Here is a 20,311-nt window from a genome sequence, read left to right on the forward strand (position 1 = left end):
AATACATAAGATCTGGCGCGATATCTGATCGTGCCCGCATATAAATTTTGGTAACTTTATACCTCCAGGTATCCTGCCTGGAGGTATAAGCAAGACTTCAGCCAATATTTACGACTGATCTCTTTCCAAAAGGCACCCGATCCACTTCATTTGAGTTCCCGTTTTTATGGACTATGACCCTAATCGTCTTGCATTCGCTCGTATAATCGCCCCGTGCCTCTCCGATCTCGACCCGGCTCTCGGTCATGCATATAGGCACTGAGATATACTCACCCCTTTGATAATTAGTGGTAACCCCGTCATCATCGTATATAGTAATAGACCCATTACCCGGATATACATGAAGCTCAATTTCATCCACAGGCTTCTCGCCTACAAATCTCATTGCCTGCGCCATAGGAATAATGCCGCCTGCCTTTACGAAAACCGGTATTGTGTCGAGCGGAGTCTCGCGTGTGATCTTGCAATTGCCGTCATAAACTACGTCGGTCCAGAAATCGGTCCATTTGCCTTCGGGCAGATATACATCCCTGCTCGACCCGCTTTCAACCGGCGCGATCAACATGCTTTCACCGAACATGAACTGATCATCTACCTCATACGTCAAGCTGTCTGTCGGGTAATCCATTACCAGCGCTCTGACAATCGGCAGCCCGGTCATGCACATCCGGTAGAACGAGCTGTAAATATACGGCAGCAGCCTCATCCTGAGCTTAGCGAAGTCCCTGAATATCTTCTCAGGTTCCTCACCGAGCTTCCAAGGCTGCAGCGATTCGTCACCCGCCCACGCGTTTATCATCGCAAGAGGCGAGAAGAACATATTCTGCGCCCGCCTTATGAACTCTTCGTCAGACTTTGCCTCTCTGAGTTCCGGGCACCATAAGAATCCCGAGAATCCTGATGTCGCCTGTGCTCTGATATACTGATTGAGTTGATAGTAGTCGCTGTAAATGCACGATGGATGCGCCTGCCCGCCCGCGAATGTTGCTCTGAGCAGGAAGTATGTCCGCATTCCCAGCTTCTCGAACATCTCATGAAACGCCCGGCTGTATAGAAAGCCCGTAAGGTTGTGCATCCCAGAGCCGGTCAGCCCCGACGGAAACTGCGTATCGTCCGGGTAGAACCACGGCGGAGTATAGTCGGACCCGTCGCACTCATCCAGCTTATAGCCGTCTATGCCGATCTCGATATGCTCGGCTATATGCTGTTTTGCGAAGATATTACGCGTCTCTTGAAATGTAAAGTCAGGCACTGCGCCGCCCATTGCTTTCTTATCAGCAAGCAGCCCTTTCTTTTTTAGTTCATCATAGAACGGCGCGTCTTCATGCACCCACTCGTGCTCCCATAGGTTTACGTGAAAGCCATTGTCGCGCATCCATTTTACGTATTCCTTGGGGTCGGGATAATACTCCTTGTTCCAGACATAAGTGCATGGGTATGTATGAGTCTGCCATTTCGGCTCCAGCCCGATCACATCGCATGGTATATCACGGTCACGAAACTCTTTGGCGCTCTCGATTGTCTGATCAGCTTTCCATTCACTCGGCATTCTGTACCAGAATCCAAGTCCCCACTTAGCGGGCATTTTCAGCCTGCCCCTGAGCAGAGTCTGAAGCTCTGATATTCTCCTGAACGACGGCCCATAGATAAAGAAGTAATCGAGCGTCTTTTCCGGCGCGCTGAAAGTGTATTCATCGGGCCGGCTCCAGCACATATCGAAGTTCGAGTAACCATAGCTGTTGAGAAAAAGCCCATAACCGCGCGTGCTGTAGAAGAACGGATCGGGCGCATGCGCATTACCGCTGTCTGCAGGGGGATCGGCATTGGTCTTGATCGTGCGCAGCTTGCCCCGCTGATCCAGACTGTGAAACTGCAGACCAAAACCGAAAAAATGCTCATCCTCTCCCGATGCATTTTTACTGCCGCAATATTGATCGTTCCACCAGGGCGTGCTGCCGGTGAGCTTGGTTCCCTCAGCGCTACAGAACTCGATCCTGGCCGTGTCCTTATGTATTTTTACCTGAACCTTGCTCGTCGAAATCTCCGCATGATCGCTGGCCGATGTTGCGATAAGGCTCACCGGCTCCCAGTTGCGCTGCGCAATCGCATAACCCTCGGGCGCAGGGTTGGCGCGTTTCGGCCCCACCTGCACCCGTATTATGTCGTCGGTATAGGCCGTGACCTTAATCCATCCGTTATCGTAGTCCATGGCGAGCACATTGCCGCTGCACTCGGCGCTCTTGAAATTAATAAGCTGCATTCTACCCCTGCATTTTTATGTAATTGAGTCTTCCACCGGCCATTACCACGTCTATCTCTCTTTCAGACAGGTCGTGCGTGAGCTTAATGGTTGTATTCTTTGTCTTGTCTACAAGCTCAAGTTCACCGGCTCCGGCTTTGAGAGCGTTTATATTTGCAATCTCAACATCATCGAGTTGCTCGACAAGATCATAGTCTGCCGGATCAGCAAGTTTGAGAGGCAATATTCCAAAGTTGATCAGGTTCTGTCTGTGAATCCGGGCAAAAGACTTTACTATCACAGCCTTTACACCTAGATACATTGGAGCCAAAGCCGCATGCTCGCGCGATGAACCTTGACCATAGTTTTCTCCACCTAAGATAAAGCCGCCACCATATTCTTTTGCGCGTTTGGTAAATTCCGGGTCAACCGCAGTGAAGACAAACTCGGACATGGCCGGTATATTCGATCTCAGCGGCAAAACTTTTGCGCCTGCGGGCATTATATGGTCTGTCGTGATATTGTCTCCCACTTTGAGGAGGACCTTGCCTGCCAGCGTGCCCGACAGGGCAGTATTCTGCGGGAGAGGCTTGATATTAGGCCCTCTGACTACCTCCACCTTTTCCGGCTCATTACACGGTGCGATGATCATCCTGTCGTCAACCAGATACTTTTCCGGGTAGTCGAACTTAACTGGCACTCCGAGCTTCCTCGGGTCTGTAATCACGCCGTGTATCGCTGCCGCTACAGCAACTTCAGGCCCCGCCAGATATACATTTGCGCTCTTTGTTCCGCTTCTGCCCTCGAAGTTTCTGTTGAATGTCCTTATGGAGACAGCTTTTGTCTTGGGAGCCTGTCCCATTCCTATGCACGGCCCGCATGCCGACTCCAGTATGCGCGCCCCTGATGCTATCAAGTCAGCCAGCGCGCCGTTTCTCGCGATCATCTCGAAGACCTGCTTGGAGCCCGGCGATATAACCAGACTGACTCCCGGATGTACACTTTTACCCTTCAACGCCCCAGCTACGACCACCAGGTCTCTCAGGGATGAATTTGTGCAGCTTCCAATCGCCACCTGATCAACTATAGTGCCCTCAACTTGTGCAACCTTGACCACTTTGTCCGGCATGTGCGGCATAGCGATCATCGGTTCAAGATTGTCTAGGTTTATCTCGATAACTCCATCATACTCGGCATCGGCGTCGGCCTTAAGTTCACGCCACTCATTCTCGCGGCCCTGAGCAGCCATATACTCGCGTGTGATGTCATCGCTGGGGAATATCGAGGTTGTGGCACCAAGCTCAGCGCCCATATTTGTTATCGTCGCCCGATCCGTTGCCGAAAGACTCGCGACGCCTATGCCGCCATACTCGATAATTTTGCCGACGCCGCCCTTGACGCTCAATATTCTGAGCACTTCCAGGATCACATCTTTTGCCGACACCCACGGCTGCAGCTTACCGGAAAGCTTAACAAGGCAAATCTCCGGCATCGGCAGGTAAAAAGGCTGTCCTGCCATAGCCGCAGCCACATCCAGCCCGCCCGCTCCTATTGCGAGCATACCGAGCCCGCCTGCGGTCGGCGTGTGGCTGTCCGAGCCGAGCAGCGTATCTCCCGGCACGTCAAACCTCTCAAGCTGTACCTGATGACAGATCCCATTGCCCGGCCTGGAGAAATATATCCCATGCTTTGCGGCTACACTCTGCAGATACGCATGGTCGTCAGCATTCTCAAAACCCGCCTGCAGCGTATTGTGATCGACATAACTCACAGAGCGCTTGGTCCGCACTTTTTCAACACCCATAGCCTCGAACTGCAAATAGGCCATAGTTCCCGTAGCGTCCTGAGTAAGAGTATGATCTATTCGGATGGCGATTTCTTTGCCCGCCTCCATTTTGCCTTCGATCAGATGGTTCTTAATTATCTTCTTTGCTAAGCTTAGTCCCATATCAGCATCCTTCACACAATTGTTGATTCAGCGGGTATTATACCAAGTGCGCAAGCGCACGACAACCAATTTAGTATTTGAGATTTTATATTTGATATTTTTCTCCGCGGGCATTCCTGCCCGCATGTCCCAGAGCTGCCATTGCCTATTTTATGTATTTTTCACAGTTCAGAGTCGATCTATCAGAAGGAAAAGCGTTGTAAAGCAGCGTATTCTATAGGAAAGACAAACAAGCGGGACTACCTCCGCTCGAATATAGAAAGGTTGTGAATGCTATGGCCACGAAAATGGTGATGCCTCTCCTGGGACAGACAATGGAGGAGGGGACGATAATCAAGTGGTTTAAAAAAGAAGGCGATCAGATCAAAGCAGGCGAGCCGCTTCTGGAAGTAATGACCGACAAAGTCAACATGGAAGTGGAGTCGACCGAGGATGGAGTCCTTCGCAAAATCCTTGCTCAGCCGGATGATATAGTCCCTGTCAAAGAGACAATCGCAATCATCGGTTCAGCCGACGAGCCGATAGATGATCTCTTGGCCGAAAGCGCTCCCGCGAAAGAAGAAGCTGTACCGGCTCCGGCCGCTCCGACCCCGGTTCAGCAGGCTGCTGCTCAACCCGCACCTGCTCCCGCAGCCGAAGGTCCTGTATTTGCTTCACCGTCCGCAAAGCGTGCTGCAAAAGAGCATGGGATCGACATAGCTGCACTTGCCGGAAGAGGAACTGGTCCCGACGGCAGGATAGTTGAGCAGGACGTGCTTAACTTTGTCGCATTGGCTCCTAAGGCCACTCCACTGGCGGGCAGAATGGCGGCTGAGATGGGCGTTGACATCAGTTCCATCACGGGCACCGGAATTAGAGGAAAGGTTACCAGCGAGGATCTCAAGCCAGCGCCGGTTGTTGTGCCTGCAGCGCCGCCTCTTTCGATAGGCGCAAGCATTCCGTTTACGGGTATGCGCAAGGCAGTGGCTCAAAATGTAGCGGCGAGTGCTCAGACCGCTCCTCACGTTACTTTAGTGGCTGAAGTAGATATGACCGAGTGCAAACGGCTTCGCGGCCAGATTATCGACGATATTGAAAAGAACTACGGCGTGCGGATCTCGTTTACGGATATAATTGCCAAGGCGACCGCCCGTGCAATTCTCGATAAGCCGATTGTAAACGCATCACTTAAGGGCGATCAGATAATCATCAACGACCGCATCAACATCGGCATTGCAACTGCAATAGAGACCGGTCTTGTTGTTCCGGTCGTCAAAGATGCTGTCAGTAAGACTCTGCCTCAGATTTCAAAAGAGATCAAAGGCCTTGTTGCCCGCGCAAGATCGGGTCAGGCCGGTGGAGACGATTTCAGAGGCGGCACGTTCACTATCACAAATCTCGGCGCATTCGGTGTTGAAAGCTTCAACCCGATCATCACTCCGGGCCAGAGCGCGATTCTGGGTGTGTGCGCAATCAAGGACAAGCCCGTAGTCGTTGAAGGCGAGATCAAGGTCCGATCTATGATGAATATCTGTCTTTCATTCGATCACCGGGTAATGGACGGCGCGCCGGCTGCCGAGTTCCTGGCTCGCCTGAAGCAGACTCTTGAAGCTCCATATCTGATGTTCATGTAAGAAACGTCTTTCGTGTTATGCTGACTGAGCGGTGATAGGTATGGGCTTTAGCTCTCCACTCTCCGCTCTAAGCTTTTTTTGAGGTGACGAATTATGTTGAAAGTAGCGCTGGTCGGCGCTGGAAATATGGCCCGCGTGCACGCCTGTGCATATGCTCAAATGGATGAAGCCGAGTTGGTCGCTGTCTGCGATATCAATCCCGATGCAGCGAGTAAGCTTGCCGAGACATATAATATACAGGCTTTCAGTGACTTTGCTGAGATGATATCCAAAGTCGATGTGGATGTGGTGGATGTATGCACACCCACATACGCTCACCTGGAATGCATCAAAGCAGCGGCTGAAGCGGGCAAGAACGTGGCTTGTGAGAAGCCGCTTGCCAGAACGGTGAGTCAGGCGCAGGAGGCCGCCCGCATATGCGAGGAGGCAGGCGTGACGCTCTTCGTGGCGCATGTCCTGCGATGGTTCCCTGAGTATAGCAAACTCAAGAAGCTTATTGACGATGGAGCCATTGGGGATGTGGTCGAGATTCGCAATGTCAGGTCGGGCGCGCATCCGCGTGATCCCGAGAGCTGGTATTCGGACTACAAGAAGAGCGGTGGGGTCGTCCTTGACCTGATCATTCACGATTTTGACTGGCTCAGGTGGTGTTTTGGCAAGGTCCGTCGCGTTTATGCCAGAGGTCTTGTTGATTCAAAGGTTCCGCTGACTGACTATGCGCTCGTTACTATCCGGTTCGAGAGCGGTGTCATAGCCCACGTCGAAGGCGGCTGGGCGCGGCCGAGCGGGTTTATCACATCTGTCGAGGCGGCTGGGACAAAAGGACTGCTCAGCTATTCCAATTCAGACTCAGCGCCTCTCGTCATTGAACGCAAAGCCGCGGAGGGCGAGACCATGAGCATCGCAGTGCCCGAAAGCCCGACTCTTGAGAACCCATATTATCAGGAGCTTCGCCACTTTATCAACTGTCTGGAAAACGGCGAGAAGCCGGATGTCACACCGGACGACGGCATCGAGGCGGTAAAGATTGCTGAAGCGGCCTTGAGATCGATAAGTTCAGGCCAGCCTGTAGTGCTGGCTTAACCATAGCGAGGGACAAATGTCGAAAGTAAAGATCGGAATAATGAGTTTTGCCCACATGCATGCCTACGCCTATGCACAGGCGTTGGCTGCGTTGGATATAGTGGACTTTGTCGGCATTGCCGACGACGAGCACGCGCGAGCAAAATCGGCCGCAAAGCAATTTGGCGTAAAGGCATTTAAGAACTATCAGGAGATGCTCGCTTCGGATATCGATGCTGTTGTTGTCTGCAGCGAAAATATGAACCACCGCAAACATGTTGTCCTGGCCGCGCAGAGCGAAAAACACGTGCTATGCGAAAAGCCGCTCGCAGGCACACTGCAGGACGCCGAAGCGATAGTCGAAGTCGCCAAACGCAGCTCTATCAAGCTGATGACAGCGTTTCCTTGCCGCTTTCACCCGGCGTATACGCGACTAAAGAGCGCTGTAAGCTCAGGTGATCTGGGCAAGCTGCTTGCAATCAAGGCGACCAATCAGGGCAAGTGTCCGGGCGGATGGTTCACTGATTTGGCATTGTCGGGCGGCGGAGCTGTGATCGATCATACCGTGCATGTTCTCGACCTTGTTCGCGATATGACCGGAGCGGAGCCTGCGCGTGTTTATGCCGAGATAGACAATCGCATGCTGGGCAAGGATTTTGATGATACCGGTGTGCTTTCTATCGATTTCACAAACGGCATGTTTGTGACTATAGACGCGAGTTGGTCGCGCCCGAAGAGCTTTCCGACGTGGGGGAATGTCAATATGGACGTCACCGGCACAGGCGGCATGGCATCCATGCAGATGTTCGGTCAGAAGATCGATAGATATTCAGATGACGCAGGCAGCCATACCTATGAATACTGGGGAGATAATATCGACCTGGCAATGGTGGAGTCTTTTGCAAAGAGCATTCTTGAAAATACTGATGTCAAAGTAACCGGCGAAGACGGTGTAAAGGCTCTTCAGGTTGCGCTTGCCGCCTATGAGTCCGCGAAGACCGGTAAAGCTGTAGATTTACTTGAATAGTTCTGGGAGTTATAATCACGAAAGCACGAAAATTCGAAATCACGAAATTTATTTTTCGTGTTTCTTCCCTTTCGTGTTTTCGTGATAAAAGACAGTCATCTTAAGTTATGCCCCGAAGCAGTATTTTAATCCTTGGCTACTTCGCTAAACCACCTTACAAACCACTCGCACGCAGCCTCTTCCATATCTCTCTGAAATCGCGGCGCTTCGTCAAACAGATGCCCTGCGCCCTGGATTATATAAAGCTCTTTAACGCATCGCAGCGCGTCATATATTTCGTGTGCCTCGGGCAGGACTATCGAGTCAGCGCTACCCTGGATAATCAGCGTTGGGGACTGCACCATCTGCGCAAAACCCAAAATGTCGTAGTTTCTGGGGACCCTCAGGACCATCACCTGTATGCGCTGGTCTTCGGCTGCAGCGCGTATGGCGACAGTGCCTCCGGTACTTGATCCATGTATTCCCATAAAACGCGTTTGAACGAATGTCTGTGACCCCAGGTAATCGAGCGCGCTTATCAGATCGTCATATTGCTGATCCTGTGTGGACTGTTCGGGGATGCCATCACTGTCACCATGGCCGGTAAAATCAAAGAGGAATGAGCCTATACCTGCGTCAAGAAGGTGCTCGGCGATGCCGCGGTTTCTGGGGCTGGACTTGCTGCTGCCCGTGCCATGAGCGAACACGACCATATCCTTCAGCTTCTCATCGGGCGCAAGGAGCGCTCCCGAAAGCTTCAGACCCCTGGACGTCTTGAATGTGACTGTCTCCTCGATCATATTGCATCCCTCCGTCCAACTTGTGAATGATACCACATTAAGCTGTCGAGGTAAACACCGGTTGCATATGCGCCCGGGCTTCTGATACAATCTGAGTGCGGCCATATGGTCGCGGAGGTCGTATATGAAAGAACAACTACGCGCGCTCTATGATCTTCAAGCGATAGACGTGAAGATTGCTCACGCGAATGCGCAGATAACCGCACTCACAGGCTCAAAAGAGCTTCGCGCTAAATATTCCGCAGCAAAATCCGCACTTGATAAAGCAGAAAAGACGCTTGCAGCCTATGAGTCCGAAGTCCGCGACTGTGAACTTCAGCTCAAATCCATTGATGAGAAGCGCGGCAGTATGGAAAAACGGTTGTACTCCGGCTCTATAACAAATCCAAAAGAACTATCCGCCACTGAAAACGAGATTAAGACGCTAAAAGCAAAGCAGGGTGAACTGGACGTCCGCACACTTGAGCTATATGATCTGGTGGAAGCAGCGAAGGCGAAGGTCGAGTCTGTGCGCGAGATTACTCAGACTGTCGAGGCCAAGGCGCGTAAGGTAATAAAGCATGAGACCAATGAGAAAGCCCGTCTTGAGGCTGAAATAGTCGAGATGACCGCACTTCGTGAATCCACCGCAGTCGGTTTTACTGAAAAGCCTCTGCTTTCTAAGTATGAGTCGATCAGGAAGCACACCGGCGGTACCGGCATAGTGAAAGTTGTCGAAGGCAAGTGTGGAGGCTGCCATGTAGCCATAACCTCCTTTACCATAGGCTGCCTGATCAAAGACAATGCGGTCGAGACGTGTGAGAACTGCGGGCGAATCCTGCTGATGGATGTAGAATGAGCAAGGTTATTATATATACTGACGGCGCATCCAAAGGCAACCCCGGTGATGCCGGAATTGGTGTTGTGATATCATCACCCGACGGCACGGTCCTGCGCGAGATCGGCGAATATATAGGCCAAACCACCAACAATGTCGCCGAGTATCAGGCTCTGATACGTGGTCTCAGAGAGGCGGCTGATATAGGCGCAACGCAGATAGAGATCAGCACGGACAGCCAGCTTATGGCGCGGCAGCTCGCAGGCGCCTACAAGGTCAAGTCTCCAAACCTCCAACCTCTTTATGCCGAGGCAGTAAATTTGATCCGACATTTCGCAGGCGTAAGCATCTCTCATGTGGTTAGAGAGTTCAACAAGCGTGCGGACGAACTCGCAAACCTGGGTGTAAAGAAGCGAACTGAGACTTGCAAGAAACCAACCCGCGCCAAATCAGAACCTAAGCAGCGCGAACTGGAATTATAGGCAGAAAAACTGATTACAACCTGTCATTCCGAATGCAATTAGGAACCAGCTTTTGAAACGAGAGATCGCGCGCGATATCTGATCGCGTGCGAAACAGAACAGTTTATCGCGTAAACCAAACCTCGCTGCCGAAGCCGCCATGCACACAGTTTAGCAGCAGACCGCCAAAACCAACATGTGGTAAAATAAGCATAATGCTTATCAAGCATGGAGGCCACCATGACTCTACGTGAGACAATAAACCAAAAACGCCAGGATATCCTCAACACAGCAGCCATGTATGGCGCGTATAATGTCAGGCTCTTCGGCTCGGCTGCCAGGGGCGAGGATGATGCTTCTAGCGATATCGACTTCCTTGTCGATATCGAGAGCGGGCGCACACTGCTGGATCATGCCGCGCTGGTTGTTGCCCTGGAGGATCTGTTGGGTCGAAAAGTGGACGTTGCTACCGAGAGAAACCTGAAAGACAGGATCAAGCCTCGTGTGATTCAAGAGGCCATACTACTTTGAGAGACGACAGCGAAAGACTACACGATATGCTCGACGCAATCGAGCAGATAGAAAAGTATGCCGTGAAAGGGCGCGAGGCGTTTGAGCGCGACGAGCTTATTCAGTCTTGGATTGTGCGTCATATTCAGATTATTGGTGAAGCTGCTGCAGGGGTCGTTGAACATACACAGCAGATGCATCCCGAAATTCCCTGGCGGCAGATCGTAGCAATGCGCAATATTCTGGTGCATGCATACTTCCGTATAGATATTGATGAAGTATGGGGCGTAGTCGAGCGCGATATTCCCACGCTGAAGAAGCTTATCAAAGCCGCTCTTGCTGCCATGTGATTTTACATCTTGAGTCATGTCTATCGCGCAAATCAAACCTCGCTGCCGAAACCGCCGGGCATACGCTAATGTTTGCGCGCGATATCTGATCACGTGCGAAACAGAACAGTATTTTGAAAATCCTGCAATTCCATTTCGGGCGTCATCTGAAATAACGCCCGATCGGTTTTACAGGATATATCTGCTCAAATCCTCATCTTTAACCACGTCCTGCAACTTCTCGCGCACATAAGGGGCATCCACGACAATATTCTTCTCGTCGATATCCGGCGCTGCAAATGACACGTCATCGAGCAGCCGCTCCAATATAGTGTAGAGGCGTCTTGCTCCGATATTTTCCATAGATGAGTTTACTTCGGCTGCGATTTTTGCTATTTCCTGAATGCCCTCATCGGTAAACTCAACCTCGACACCTTCTGTAGCCAGCAGCGCCTTGTATTGTTTTATAAGCGCATTTTTGGGTTCGGTGAGGATGCGTACGAAGTCGGCTTCAGTTAGGCTGTCAAGTTCCACTCTTATCGGCAGGCGTCCCTGAAGCTCAGGGATCAGGTCGGACGGCTTGGATACGTGAAATGCACCCGCGGCCACAAACAGCATATGCTGAGTCGATACAGGTCCGTATTTCGTCATTACAGTCGAGCCTTCTATGATCGGGAGAATATCGCGCTGGACACCTTCGCGCGAAACTTGCGGTCCTGCCTCACTCTCTCGACCTGCTATCTTGTCCATCTCATCGACGAATATTATTCCTTCTTGCTCCGCCCGGTCGACAGCCTCACGAGTGATCGTGTCCTGATCGATCATATTGCGAGCCTCTTCGTCCGCCAAGATGCTCCGCGCCTCGGCTACGGTTACTCGCTTGCGCTTGCGCCGTTTTGGTATCAGGTTGCCGAGCATGCCGGACATGTCCATCCCCATCTCTTCGAGACCCTGCTGCCCGAAGACCTGGAAATGAGGCATGGATGTGTCCTCTACTTCGATATTGATCTCGCGGTCTTCTAGTTCGCCTGCCATAAGCTGAGCACGGAGCCGCTCGCGTATACGTTCCTTGCGCTCCATCTGGTCGCGAGTGTATTCATCAGGCGGCGCCTGTTCCTCTTCCTGCTCCTGGGGCATCTCCATGGGCGGCGGTGGGTTGCCTGTGCCGGGGAAGATATGGCCCATAGCGTTCTGAAGCGAATCGAACCACTGCTTCGGCACGACACCCTGGCCTAAGTGACGCGCGGGAGGCTCCATAATATCGAGTATCTGCTCCATAGCCCTCTGCTCGGCTATCGGGCGCACTTCTTCTATCTTTTCTGCCTCAACCATCGCCACGGCGCGCTGGACCAGATCACGGACCATCGAATCGACATCTCTGCCGACATATCCGACCTCCGTAAACTTGGTAGCCTCGACCTTAACGAACGGCGCGCCCGCCAGGTTGGCCAGCCTTCGGGCGATTTCAGTCTTCCCGACTCCGGTCGGTCCCATCATCAGAATATTCTTGGGAATCACTTCATCGCGCAGGTCTTCGCCGAGCTGACGCCTGCGAAACCTGTTCCGCAGCGCCACAGCGACAGCCTTCTTGGCATTGTCCTGACCTACTATATATTTGTCCAACTCCGCCACTATCTGTTTTGGAGTAAGCTCGGTTTTCTCTTTCAAGTTGCACCTCTTTAAGTAGCTGAGAGCGGAGAGTGGAGAGCGAAGAGCCCAGACTCCCTCTCCTGGGGGAGAAAGCTGGGGTGAGGGCGCTGCGCTGTAATAACCATTGCCGCAATCAAGACTCACATCTCATCAGTTGTTATTTCGTGATTGGTGTAGATACATATATCAGCCGCAATCTCCATGGACTTGCGCACAATATCTATTGGTGCCATATCCGTATTTCGGATAAGAGCTTTGGCAGCCGCTGTGGCATAAGCGCCGCCCGATCCGATAGCCACGACATTCTCGTCAGGCTCAATCACCTCGCCATTACCCGATATGACCAGCAGATACTCCTGATTAGCGACAATCATCATTGCCTCGAGCCTGCGCAAGACTCTATCGGTGCGCCATTCCTTGGCAAACTCAATTACCGCGCGCTTGAGGTTGCCGTGAGCTTCACGGAGCTTGGACTCGAACTTGTCGGCAAGTGTCTGCGCATCCGCAACTGACCCCGCAAAACCCATCAGGACCTTGTCGTCATATAGCCTGCGGATTTTGTGAGCTTTGGCTTTCATGATCGTGGTTTCCAACGTTACCTGGCCATCCGCGCCTATAGCGACATTGTTGTTTTTCTTAACGGCAATAACCGTAGTTGCATGCATTTCAGGCATATATTTATTTCTCCATGTGTTCGTTTCCAAGTGCGGCTCTCGGGTGAGCGCGGTCGTATACTTCCTTCAACCTTTCCCTGGAAACGTGTGTGTAAATCTGAGTCGTGGTCACATTTTCATGCCCCAACAGCTCCTGCACGCTTCGCAGATCGGCCCCATGGTCCATCATATGCGTCGCGAAGCTGTGCCTAAGTGTATGCGGGCTGACAGAAAGTGAGTCGCTTACTTTTTCGACGTGCTTTGTCAGAATCCTTCGGACCGATGACGCCACAAGTTTTGTTCCACGATAACCAAGAAACAGCGCATCGGTTGCCTCCCGGCTCTTTGCGGCAAGTTTTGGACGACCATACTCGATATACTGTCCGAGCGCTTCCATCGCAGCCGACCCGATCAGGACTACACGTTCTTTATTACGCTTGCCGATCACATTAAGTTCGCCCGTGTTATCAGAAATATCGGCTATTTTCAGAGAGAGCAGTTCGCTGAGTCGCATGCCGGTCGAGTACAGCGTTTCCAAGATTGCTTTGTCCCTCAGTCCCTCAGGTGTGGTGAGGTCTGGGGCGGAGATCAGCGCTTCGATCTGTTCTTCACGCATAACATTTGGCAGCGGACGCGATTGCTTCGGCGACCTGACACCTTCAGTCGGATTGTTTTCAAGCAGTTCGTGCTCGACAAGGTATCTAAAGAACGCCCTGAGCGCGGCGAGTTTCCTCGCGACAGAGGATTTTGCATGTCCAGTCTTTTGCAGATTAGCAAGATATCTCCGGACCAAAAGCTGATCTATCGGGGCTTCGGATTCTTTATAGAAGCGCAAAAAATCCAGCACATCCGATGAATATGCCGCCAGCGTATGCTCACTTGCCCGCTCGACAAGGCGCATGTGTTCAATAAATGCATCCAAACTTTTTTCCATGTCAACCGATTGTAGCATGTTAGTCTACCTGTATGGAATACCTAAATATGGGAGAGCGCTTTCCCGATAACATGCAGGGGGCTGGGACAGCGATGAATGAGCAAGGCTATGAAATCCGCTTGAAAAATGCCGAAGGTGTTCCTATCTTACACCTTGCCGGCGACGTCACCAAATCGGCTTTGAAAGCCGTCAGAACCACGCTGGACCACTTGGCCTCTGCAGGTCACTACAATATTGTGCTCAACATCGAACGCGCACACTTGGCCAACCTGCGCTTTTTGACCGGCCTAAGCGGCACCGTGCGCAATATTCGCGCGCACTATGGGGCAGTAGACCTTATAGTTTCGCCTGATGCCAGGAAACAGATGCCGATTACCGGTCAGATTGCACGGTTGTTTCGACTATGCGCATCTGAGAGCCAGGCCATCTCACGAATCAAGAGGCTGACCAGGCATCCCGATGTTCTAAATGAAGCCAACGCTCGAATTTGGAGAAATCATGATTAACCCGTCTAAAAGCAAGCTCAAGGTTATTAAAATACTCGATCCGCTTATGTGCGTGCGGTGCGATAACGCCTACATAGCCGACGTCGTAATGAAAGAAGGCACGCGCAAGAAGATGTTCTACTGCTCCCGCCGCGACTGTGACAACTGGTGCGCGAAAAACGCATCCGGTATTGAAGAGGACGAGATGGATCAGGCTGCCTGACCGATTCAGGACTGCCGCTTGAGCAGCCGCATGCTGTTTGCAATCACCAGCAGCGCGCTGCCTTCATGTCCCAGGACACCTGTCGCAAGGCTCACCTTCTGCCATAGTGCGCCTGTGATCAAGAGAACAATGACCCCAAGAGCGATTGCTACATTCTGCCGTATCACTTTTCTGGCTTTCCGGCTGAGAGCGACGGCATACGGCAGCATCACTATATCATCCGCCATAAGAGCGACATCCGCGGCCTCAATTGCCGCGTGACTTCCCGCTCCGCCCATCGCCACACCCACGTCGGCAGCAGCAAGAGCAGGCGCGTCATTTATACCGTCGCCTACCATCGCGACCCTGTCGCGCTTTGTGCCGAGAGCGCGGATTTTGGCGAGCTTGTCTTCAGGTAGAAGCTGCGCGTGATATTCGTCTATACCAAGGCTCTGAGCAACGCGTGCAGCAGTGCGGGAATTGTCTCCAGTGAGCATTACAGTCCGGTCAATTCCAATTTGCTTGAGAGCGGATATTGAAGGCGCGCCGCTCGGCCTGACTGTATCTGACGCGGCAATTGCTCCCCACAGCTCCTTCTCATTGCTCAGATAGACCACTGTCTTTCCCGACTCTGCAAGTTCAGCGACAGGACCGCTCTCAGGAACAGCAACGCCGAGTTCGTCCATAAGCCTGCGGCTGCCGACATAAAACAGGCCGCCGTTTACGACAGCACGCGCACCCTTGCCGGGAAATGCCTCAAAGAACGAGACAGGACGCTCAGGCAGACTCAGCTCGTGAAATTTTTCTATGATCGAGTCGGCTAGCGGGTGCTCGGACCTGGATTCGAGAGCTGCTGCAATTGAAAGCACATCATCGGCGCTGTGATCATTTGCAGGCAAAACATCAGTCACAGACGGCTTACCGATAGTGAGAGTGCCTGTCTTATCGAATGCAATAATCGTAACATCGCCCAGCATTTCCAGGTGCGCGCCGCCCTTTATAAGCGCGCCCGAGCGAGCGGCATTTCCTATCGCTGCAACAATCGCTACGGGAGTCGATATCACCAGCGCGCATGGGCATGAGACTATAAGCAGCGTCAGTGCCCTGGTGACCCAGTCTCTGTAATCGCCGCCGATGACAATCGTCCCGCCTATCCCGACAAGAGCTGCGAGAGCGATCACGACAGGCGTATATATCTGTCCAAACTTTTCACTGAACCGCTGAGACGGCGCCTTTTGAGACTGAGCCTCTTCGACAAGATGGACAATCCGCGCCAGAGTGTTGTCATCCGAGCGGGTCGTTGTCCTGACCTCTATCGCTCCCCTGCCATTTATCGAGCCGGCATAGACCCTGTCACCTTTTGCCTTAGTTACTGGGACGGATTCGCCTGTAATCGGTGACTCGTTGACTGCCGTTTCTCCATCGACAACAGTGCCGTCCACAGGGACCTTGTCACCGGGTTTGATTATGACTATATCGCCTATCTCAATATCATGCAGGTGCATATCTTCGATACGGCCGTCTCGCTTGACTGATGCCTGGGTAGGAAACGCTTCGATCAACGACTTGATCGACCTGCGGGTCTTGTCGACCGTGTGAGCTTCCAGCGTAGAGCCGAGCGAGAAGAGAAATACAACAGCCGCCGCCTCGGAGTAATCACCCAGCACGATTGCTCCCACCGCAGCGGCAGTCATGAGAAAGTTTGTGTCGAGAACGAAACTCTTTGCGCTCAGAATCCCTGTCCTGGCTGGATATATCCCACCAGCTATAGCGGAGGCAATGAAGAATGCCGGAGTCAGATTATGCCCGGCTTTAGCGAGAGTGAAAGCCAGTCCAACAGCAAGCAATGCGCCGGATATCACTGTCAACGCAATGCGCATTCCTCTAAGTGTTATTGCCTTGGGCGCGGGCGCGCCGGGCGCAGCTTCGATATCATAACCGAAGTCGTGGACTTTCTTGACGATCGCATCTATGCTTATTACATCCGGCTCGAACTCGACGATCAGCATGGAAGTAGCATAGTTCAGCGATGCCCAGGCAACGCCGCGCATTTTGCGAATAGCGGTTTCAAGCTTGAGAGTGCAATCGGGGCAGTCCAGACCTGTCACACGGAGCCTTTCGTGCGCATATCGCTCCTTGACCGTGACCCCCAGTGTTATCGCGCGTTCTTTAATATCCTCAAAAGTAACAAGGTTCTTGTCGTATGTCAGGCGGACGGTCTGAGCTTTCGTGTCTACGGCGACATCGTGCACACCGTCCATATCGTCCAGCGCTTCCTGCAGGCGCGAGATGCACAGTTCGCAGTCTTCATAATAGTTTGGCCATATGACCGGTATGTCGAGAGTCTGGGTTTCCAAAAGACCGGCTCACACCTCTAGATGTCGATTACGATTGCGTCAATGTCCGAATCCGGCACACTCTCACCGGATTCCGCTAACGATTTTAGATGAGAAGTGATCGAGTTTGCTGCAAATTGAATTGCCTGCTCCCTTGTATGTGCCTCGGCATGTATTTCAGGGACCGCCGGTATCTTAACTGATACCCATCCCTGGTTATCAGTCGTTACTTCCACTTTGTATCTTCGGATCATCTAATTTTCCTTTATCCGCGTCTCAGCGGTTCAATCCCGCTTTTCCTCAGCCAATATTCTCACTCTACCCATAAGTCCTGACTGCCTCGGGTTGGCATCTATAAAGTTAGTCATCGAGTTTGTAATCTTGATAGAAAGCGTATTCCTTCCGCCGGTCACAAGATCGGTAATATCGGCTTCCCATGGCTGCCACAGCCGCGCATCAGCGCATTTGCCGTTCACCGATATCTCGACCATATCCCTCACATCATCAACAGAAACGATTATGCGCTTGCCCTTCGCCTGCCGCGGGAGCTTGAAACTGTGCGTATATATGCCGGTGCCGGAGAAATACGGGTAACCGAGATCAGTCCACGACCCGCTCTGCGCAGCCTCGGCGGGGGCTATAATAGTCTTAGACTCACGATCACACGCAAAATTACCCAAGAGTATGGGTGCGCAGTTGAGCACCAGTGGCTGACCCGCCCATGGCGAGTGAAGAATTTCTATCTTAATCGTGTTCTCCCCGCCAATAATAGCCTCGGTGATATCCAGAGTCTTGAATCCATTATCCAGATACGAGCCGAACTTAGGCGCATCCCACGTCTTGTCATTTACATGCACTGCCATACGCATCCTACCCATCAGCGATGCGCGGTATTCAATATCGTCGAGCATGAGCATGATATTATCTGGAATATGCTCACACTGGAACCGGGCGGTGTATGAATATGATGTGCATCCGCCCAATGAAGTTATCTTGAAATCCATGTCTCCAAGTATCAGAGCGTTGGGCTGCTGTGTCTCGAATATCCACTCATCGGGCAATACGAGCAGTTCAGTCCTTTCTATCTCACGCACCGGCTTGAACTGAGTCTCGACTTCCGGGTCCACTACATAAAGCGCGGAGCCGTACGGCGGAAAATCTCGCTGGGTGCACAACCTGCCGTCTTTCCTTTCGACATTGGCTGCTGGTGATATATCGCCAGTCTCCAGGTTCCACTCTTGGATATCACCCATAATCTCCATGCTGATCACGCACTTAGTATCCTGGTCGGACGAGTTAATTACAAAATATGCATGTTTGCCGCCTATCTCACGGTGGATATACCTGACATCAGTCATCAGCTTTCCGCTGGGCGAAACAATTTTTACATCCGGCTTAACCGCCTCGCGGAGAGCATTATCCAGTGCGCGAGTAAGGCTCTCCCGGTCGATAGTGCCCGCCAGCACTGGGATCACTTTGCCTTCGCCAGACAATATTTCAGCCTGTTCGCGCAGATGATCAGGGTCTGGGTCCCTGTGGGTCATCGGAGGAAGTATCCACTTGCCGCCTGTCCGAATGAACTCGCGGACATTGTCACCGGCGGAAGTTTCAGTTATCGATATGGGCGCGATGAGAGCCTCGAACTCCTCATTGTTGATGACTATCTTTCCATTATCTATATGAGCCGATGCTATCGCCTGTTCAGGCAGGATATCGTAGTCACAATGGAGTCTAGGCAAAATGCTTGCGCACAGATCATAAGAGTCACTCAGAACGCGGTCTTTCTCGCCTTCAAGTCCGATTGTATGCCTGCCCCAAAACTCTTTTAGCGGATAAAAGAGCGCAACTTTTGCTACATGCCTGCCCTCGCGCATCACATAAGAGAGCCTGCCTATGTAATCAGCAAATTTTTTATAGTGCTGCCAGCCGGGCATGTGATTCTCGGAGGGTGGGGCGTCCGTCTTTCTGAACCCCTCTATGCTGTAAAAGAGCGCATGCGGGCAAAGCATATTGATCCCGAGGCAATATTGCCAGTCGGCGATCCACTTCATTTTCGCAGGAGTAAGTCCCCAACCGGCGCAGCCGTATGTCTCGCTGACCACTGCTTCTTTACCCGCCCAATGCCCAAGCGAGGCTATCAATTTTTCACCCTGCATATTTGTAAGCTGCCTGGGAAGGTTGTCCCAGCCATATGGAGTCTCGGTCACTTCACCCAGGTGGTCCACGCCGGGTATGTCCATTGTCGCTAGCGAAGAAACGATGTCCGCCTGGAAATCCGTGTTGATATATAATCCCTCTTCAAATAGAGCATGACCGGTGAACTTGAGGTTGTGCTCGGTGCACCATTTCTTATACGGTCCGAAGAACGCCTTCAAGTATAAGTCTTCGACACTCTGCCAAAACGTTCGGCGCACATTTACTGTGTTCTCGTCTATCTCAAAGAACAAATGCGGCAAAAACTGATCAGTGTTCATATCGAGTCGGGTCTTCATCTCACATTCGATCAGATTGTCCCAGACCACTACTCGTGTATGCGGCCTCTGCGTATACCAGCTCGCGTGATGCCATGGCATAAGTGTCGGTTCATCCGTGAAGACGCCCTTGATCATCTTGCCGAAGTACTCACCAACCGCTTTTACATACGGGTCGAACGTGTAGTCCAGGAAGAATCGCATGGCCTCAGGGTTGAGGTAATCGACGCCATAGACTATATCGTTCGGGTCTTCCAGCACGCACTTCGAATAGACCACCACGCTCCAGTCGCCTCGTGGAGCTTTCCAGGTTAGTTGATTGCCGGACACATTGGATATAAGATCGGTCTTATCATCGCCGGGTTTGTTACGACGGTATGCGTATGCGGCAACGACCTCACCCGATGGCAACTCAATCGTCACATTCTCGCCGGAGGATACATCTCGCTCAGTCAGATCAATAAACTTTGACCTATACTCTTTTACGCCGCTGACTTTGAGATTGCCTATTCCGCTCGGGAAGCCGTTCTCGTCATAGAGCCAGACATCCATCCCGAGTTCTTCTGCGGTCTTGATCGCGCACTTGACGCACTCCATCCATTCGCGCGAAAGATACTCGGTCTCCAGGCCAAACCTGGCGTGTATAAAGAAACCGCCCAGACCTTTTGAGTGGAAATCGTGTATTTGAGAGACGATCTCCTCTCTTCTTAGTTTCGAGTTCCAAAACCAGAATGGCAGCGGCCTGTATTTACTTGGCGGGTTTTTGAATGTTTCGCTGGATAACATACGGTCATT

General features: G+C 52.0%; 18 protein-coding genes. 9 read left to right on the plus strand and 9 right to left on the minus strand.

The genetic code is table 11. The features are described from left to right. Positions 1–97: 97 nt before the first annotated feature. Entirely contained in the window at positions 98–2,260 is a 2,163-nt protein-coding gene (locus tag ABFD83_09905; protein ID MEN6357385.1) for a TIM-barrel domain-containing protein, read from the minus strand. Position 2,261: 1 nt separating this feature from the next. Beyond that, positions 2,262–4,187 carry an aconitate hydratase gene (locus ABFD83_09910; protein ID MEN6357386.1) on the minus strand — a complete coding sequence of 642 codons (1,926 nt, stop codon included), beginning with the start codon at positions 4,185–4,187 and terminating at the stop codon, positions 2,262–2,264. Between the two features lie 275 nt (positions 4,188–4,462). Between ABFD83_09910 and ABFD83_09915 the strand changes: the two genes are divergently transcribed. The 3 genes from ABFD83_09915 to ABFD83_09925 all read left to right on the plus strand — a co-directional run bounded on the left by ABFD83_09915 (position 4,463) and on the right by ABFD83_09925 (position 7,889). Further along, positions 4,463–5,800: a dihydrolipoamide acetyltransferase family protein gene (locus ABFD83_09915; protein MEN6357387.1), complete on the plus strand. Its 1,338-nt coding sequence runs from the start codon at positions 4,463–4,465 to the stop codon at positions 5,798–5,800. 93 nt (positions 5,801–5,893) lie between these two features. Further along, complete coding sequence (locus ABFD83_09920) at positions 5,894–6,883, plus strand: Gfo/Idh/MocA family oxidoreductase (GenBank protein ID MEN6357388.1); 990 nt, start codon at positions 5,894–5,896, stop codon at positions 6,881–6,883. Positions 6,884–6,899: 16 nt separating this feature from the next. After that, complete coding sequence (locus ABFD83_09925) at positions 6,900–7,889, plus strand: Gfo/Idh/MocA family oxidoreductase (GenBank protein ID MEN6357389.1); 990 nt, start codon at positions 6,900–6,902, stop codon at positions 7,887–7,889. Positions 7,890–8,014: 125 nt separating this feature from the next. Here the strand turns inward: ABFD83_09925 and ABFD83_09930 are convergent, their stop codons facing one another. Further along, positions 8,015–8,668 (minus strand): alpha/beta fold hydrolase, encoded by a 654-nt coding sequence (locus ABFD83_09930; protein MEN6357390.1) that lies wholly within the window; start codon positions 8,666–8,668, stop codon positions 8,015–8,017. A gap of 124 nt (positions 8,669–8,792) precedes the next feature. On the opposite strand from ABFD83_09930, the gene ABFD83_09935 reads away from it, so the two are divergent. From ABFD83_09935 to ABFD83_09950, 4 genes are all read left to right on the plus strand, one after another. Further along, on the plus strand, positions 8,793–9,506 hold the full coding sequence (locus ABFD83_09935; GenBank protein ID MEN6357391.1) for a C4-type zinc ribbon domain-containing protein: 714 nt from the start codon (positions 8,793–8,795) through the stop codon (positions 9,504–9,506). After that, positions 9,503–9,967, plus strand: coding sequence for a ribonuclease HI family protein (locus ABFD83_09940; protein ID MEN6357392.1), 465 nt, complete (start codon positions 9,503–9,505; stop codon positions 9,965–9,967). Before ABFD83_09935 ends, ABFD83_09940 begins: the two co-directional genes overlap by 4 nt. A gap of 219 nt (positions 9,968–10,186) precedes the next feature. Beyond that, entirely contained in the window at positions 10,187–10,477 is a 291-nt protein-coding gene (locus tag ABFD83_09945) for a nucleotidyltransferase family protein (protein ID MEN6357393.1), read from the plus strand. Further along, positions 10,474–10,806: a DUF86 domain-containing protein gene (locus ABFD83_09950; protein ID MEN6357394.1), complete on the plus strand. Its 333-nt coding sequence runs from the start codon at positions 10,474–10,476 to the stop codon at positions 10,804–10,806. Before ABFD83_09945 ends, ABFD83_09950 begins: the two co-directional genes overlap by 4 nt. A 168-nt stretch (positions 10,807–10,974) precedes the next feature. Here the strand turns inward: ABFD83_09950 and hslU are convergent, their stop codons facing one another. From hslU to xerC, 3 genes are all read right to left on the minus strand, one after another. After that, positions 10,975–12,453, minus strand: a complete 1,479-nt coding sequence (gene hslU / locus ABFD83_09955; protein MEN6357395.1) for an ATP-dependent protease ATPase subunit HslU — start codon at positions 12,451–12,453, stop codon at positions 10,975–10,977. 122 nt (positions 12,454–12,575) lie between these two features. Beyond that, positions 12,576–13,109 carry an ATP-dependent protease subunit HslV gene (gene hslV / locus ABFD83_09960; GenBank protein ID MEN6357396.1) on the minus strand — a complete coding sequence of 178 codons (534 nt, stop codon included), beginning with the start codon at positions 13,107–13,109 and terminating at the stop codon, positions 12,576–12,578. A 4-nt stretch (positions 13,110–13,113) separates the two neighbouring features. Further along, positions 13,114–14,010: a tyrosine recombinase XerC gene (gene xerC / locus ABFD83_09965; protein ID MEN6357397.1), complete on the minus strand. Its 897-nt coding sequence runs from the start codon at positions 14,008–14,010 to the stop codon at positions 13,114–13,116. Between the two features lie 104 nt (positions 14,011–14,114). Here xerC and ABFD83_09970 point away from each other — a divergent pair, with 104 nt between their 5' ends. Next, entirely contained in the window at positions 14,115–14,528 is a 414-nt protein-coding gene (locus tag ABFD83_09970) for a hypothetical protein (GenBank protein MEN6357398.1), read from the plus strand. Further along, on the plus strand, positions 14,521–14,730 hold the full coding sequence (locus tag ABFD83_09975; GenBank protein MEN6357399.1) for a hypothetical protein: 210 nt from the start codon (positions 14,521–14,523) through the stop codon (positions 14,728–14,730). The genes ABFD83_09970 and ABFD83_09975 overlap by 8 nt, the downstream gene beginning before the upstream one ends. 5 nt (positions 14,731–14,735) lie before the next feature. Here ABFD83_09975 and ABFD83_09980 read toward each other — a convergent pair whose 3' ends face one another. From ABFD83_09980 to ABFD83_09990, 3 genes are read right to left on the minus strand one after another with little or no spacing between them, the layout of a single operon-like run. Continuing rightward, positions 14,736–17,066: a cation-translocating P-type ATPase gene (locus tag ABFD83_09980; protein ID MEN6357400.1), complete on the minus strand. Its 2,331-nt coding sequence runs from the start codon at positions 17,064–17,066 to the stop codon at positions 14,736–14,738. 17 nt (positions 17,067–17,083) lie between these two features. Next, positions 17,084–17,299 carry a type II toxin-antitoxin system HicB family antitoxin gene (locus tag ABFD83_09985; GenBank protein MEN6357401.1) on the minus strand — a complete coding sequence of 72 codons (216 nt, stop codon included), beginning with the start codon at positions 17,297–17,299 and terminating at the stop codon, positions 17,084–17,086. Positions 17,300–17,329: 30 nt separating this feature from the next. Beyond that, positions 17,330–20,302: a glycosyl hydrolase gene (locus ABFD83_09990; protein MEN6357402.1), complete on the minus strand. Its 2,973-nt coding sequence runs from the start codon at positions 20,300–20,302 to the stop codon at positions 17,330–17,332. Positions 20,303–20,311: the final 9 nt, after the last annotated feature.

This window comes from Armatimonadota bacterium (assembly GCA_039679645.1).
GTDB lineage: Bacteria > Armatimonadota > UBA5829 > UBA5829 > UBA5829 > UBA5829.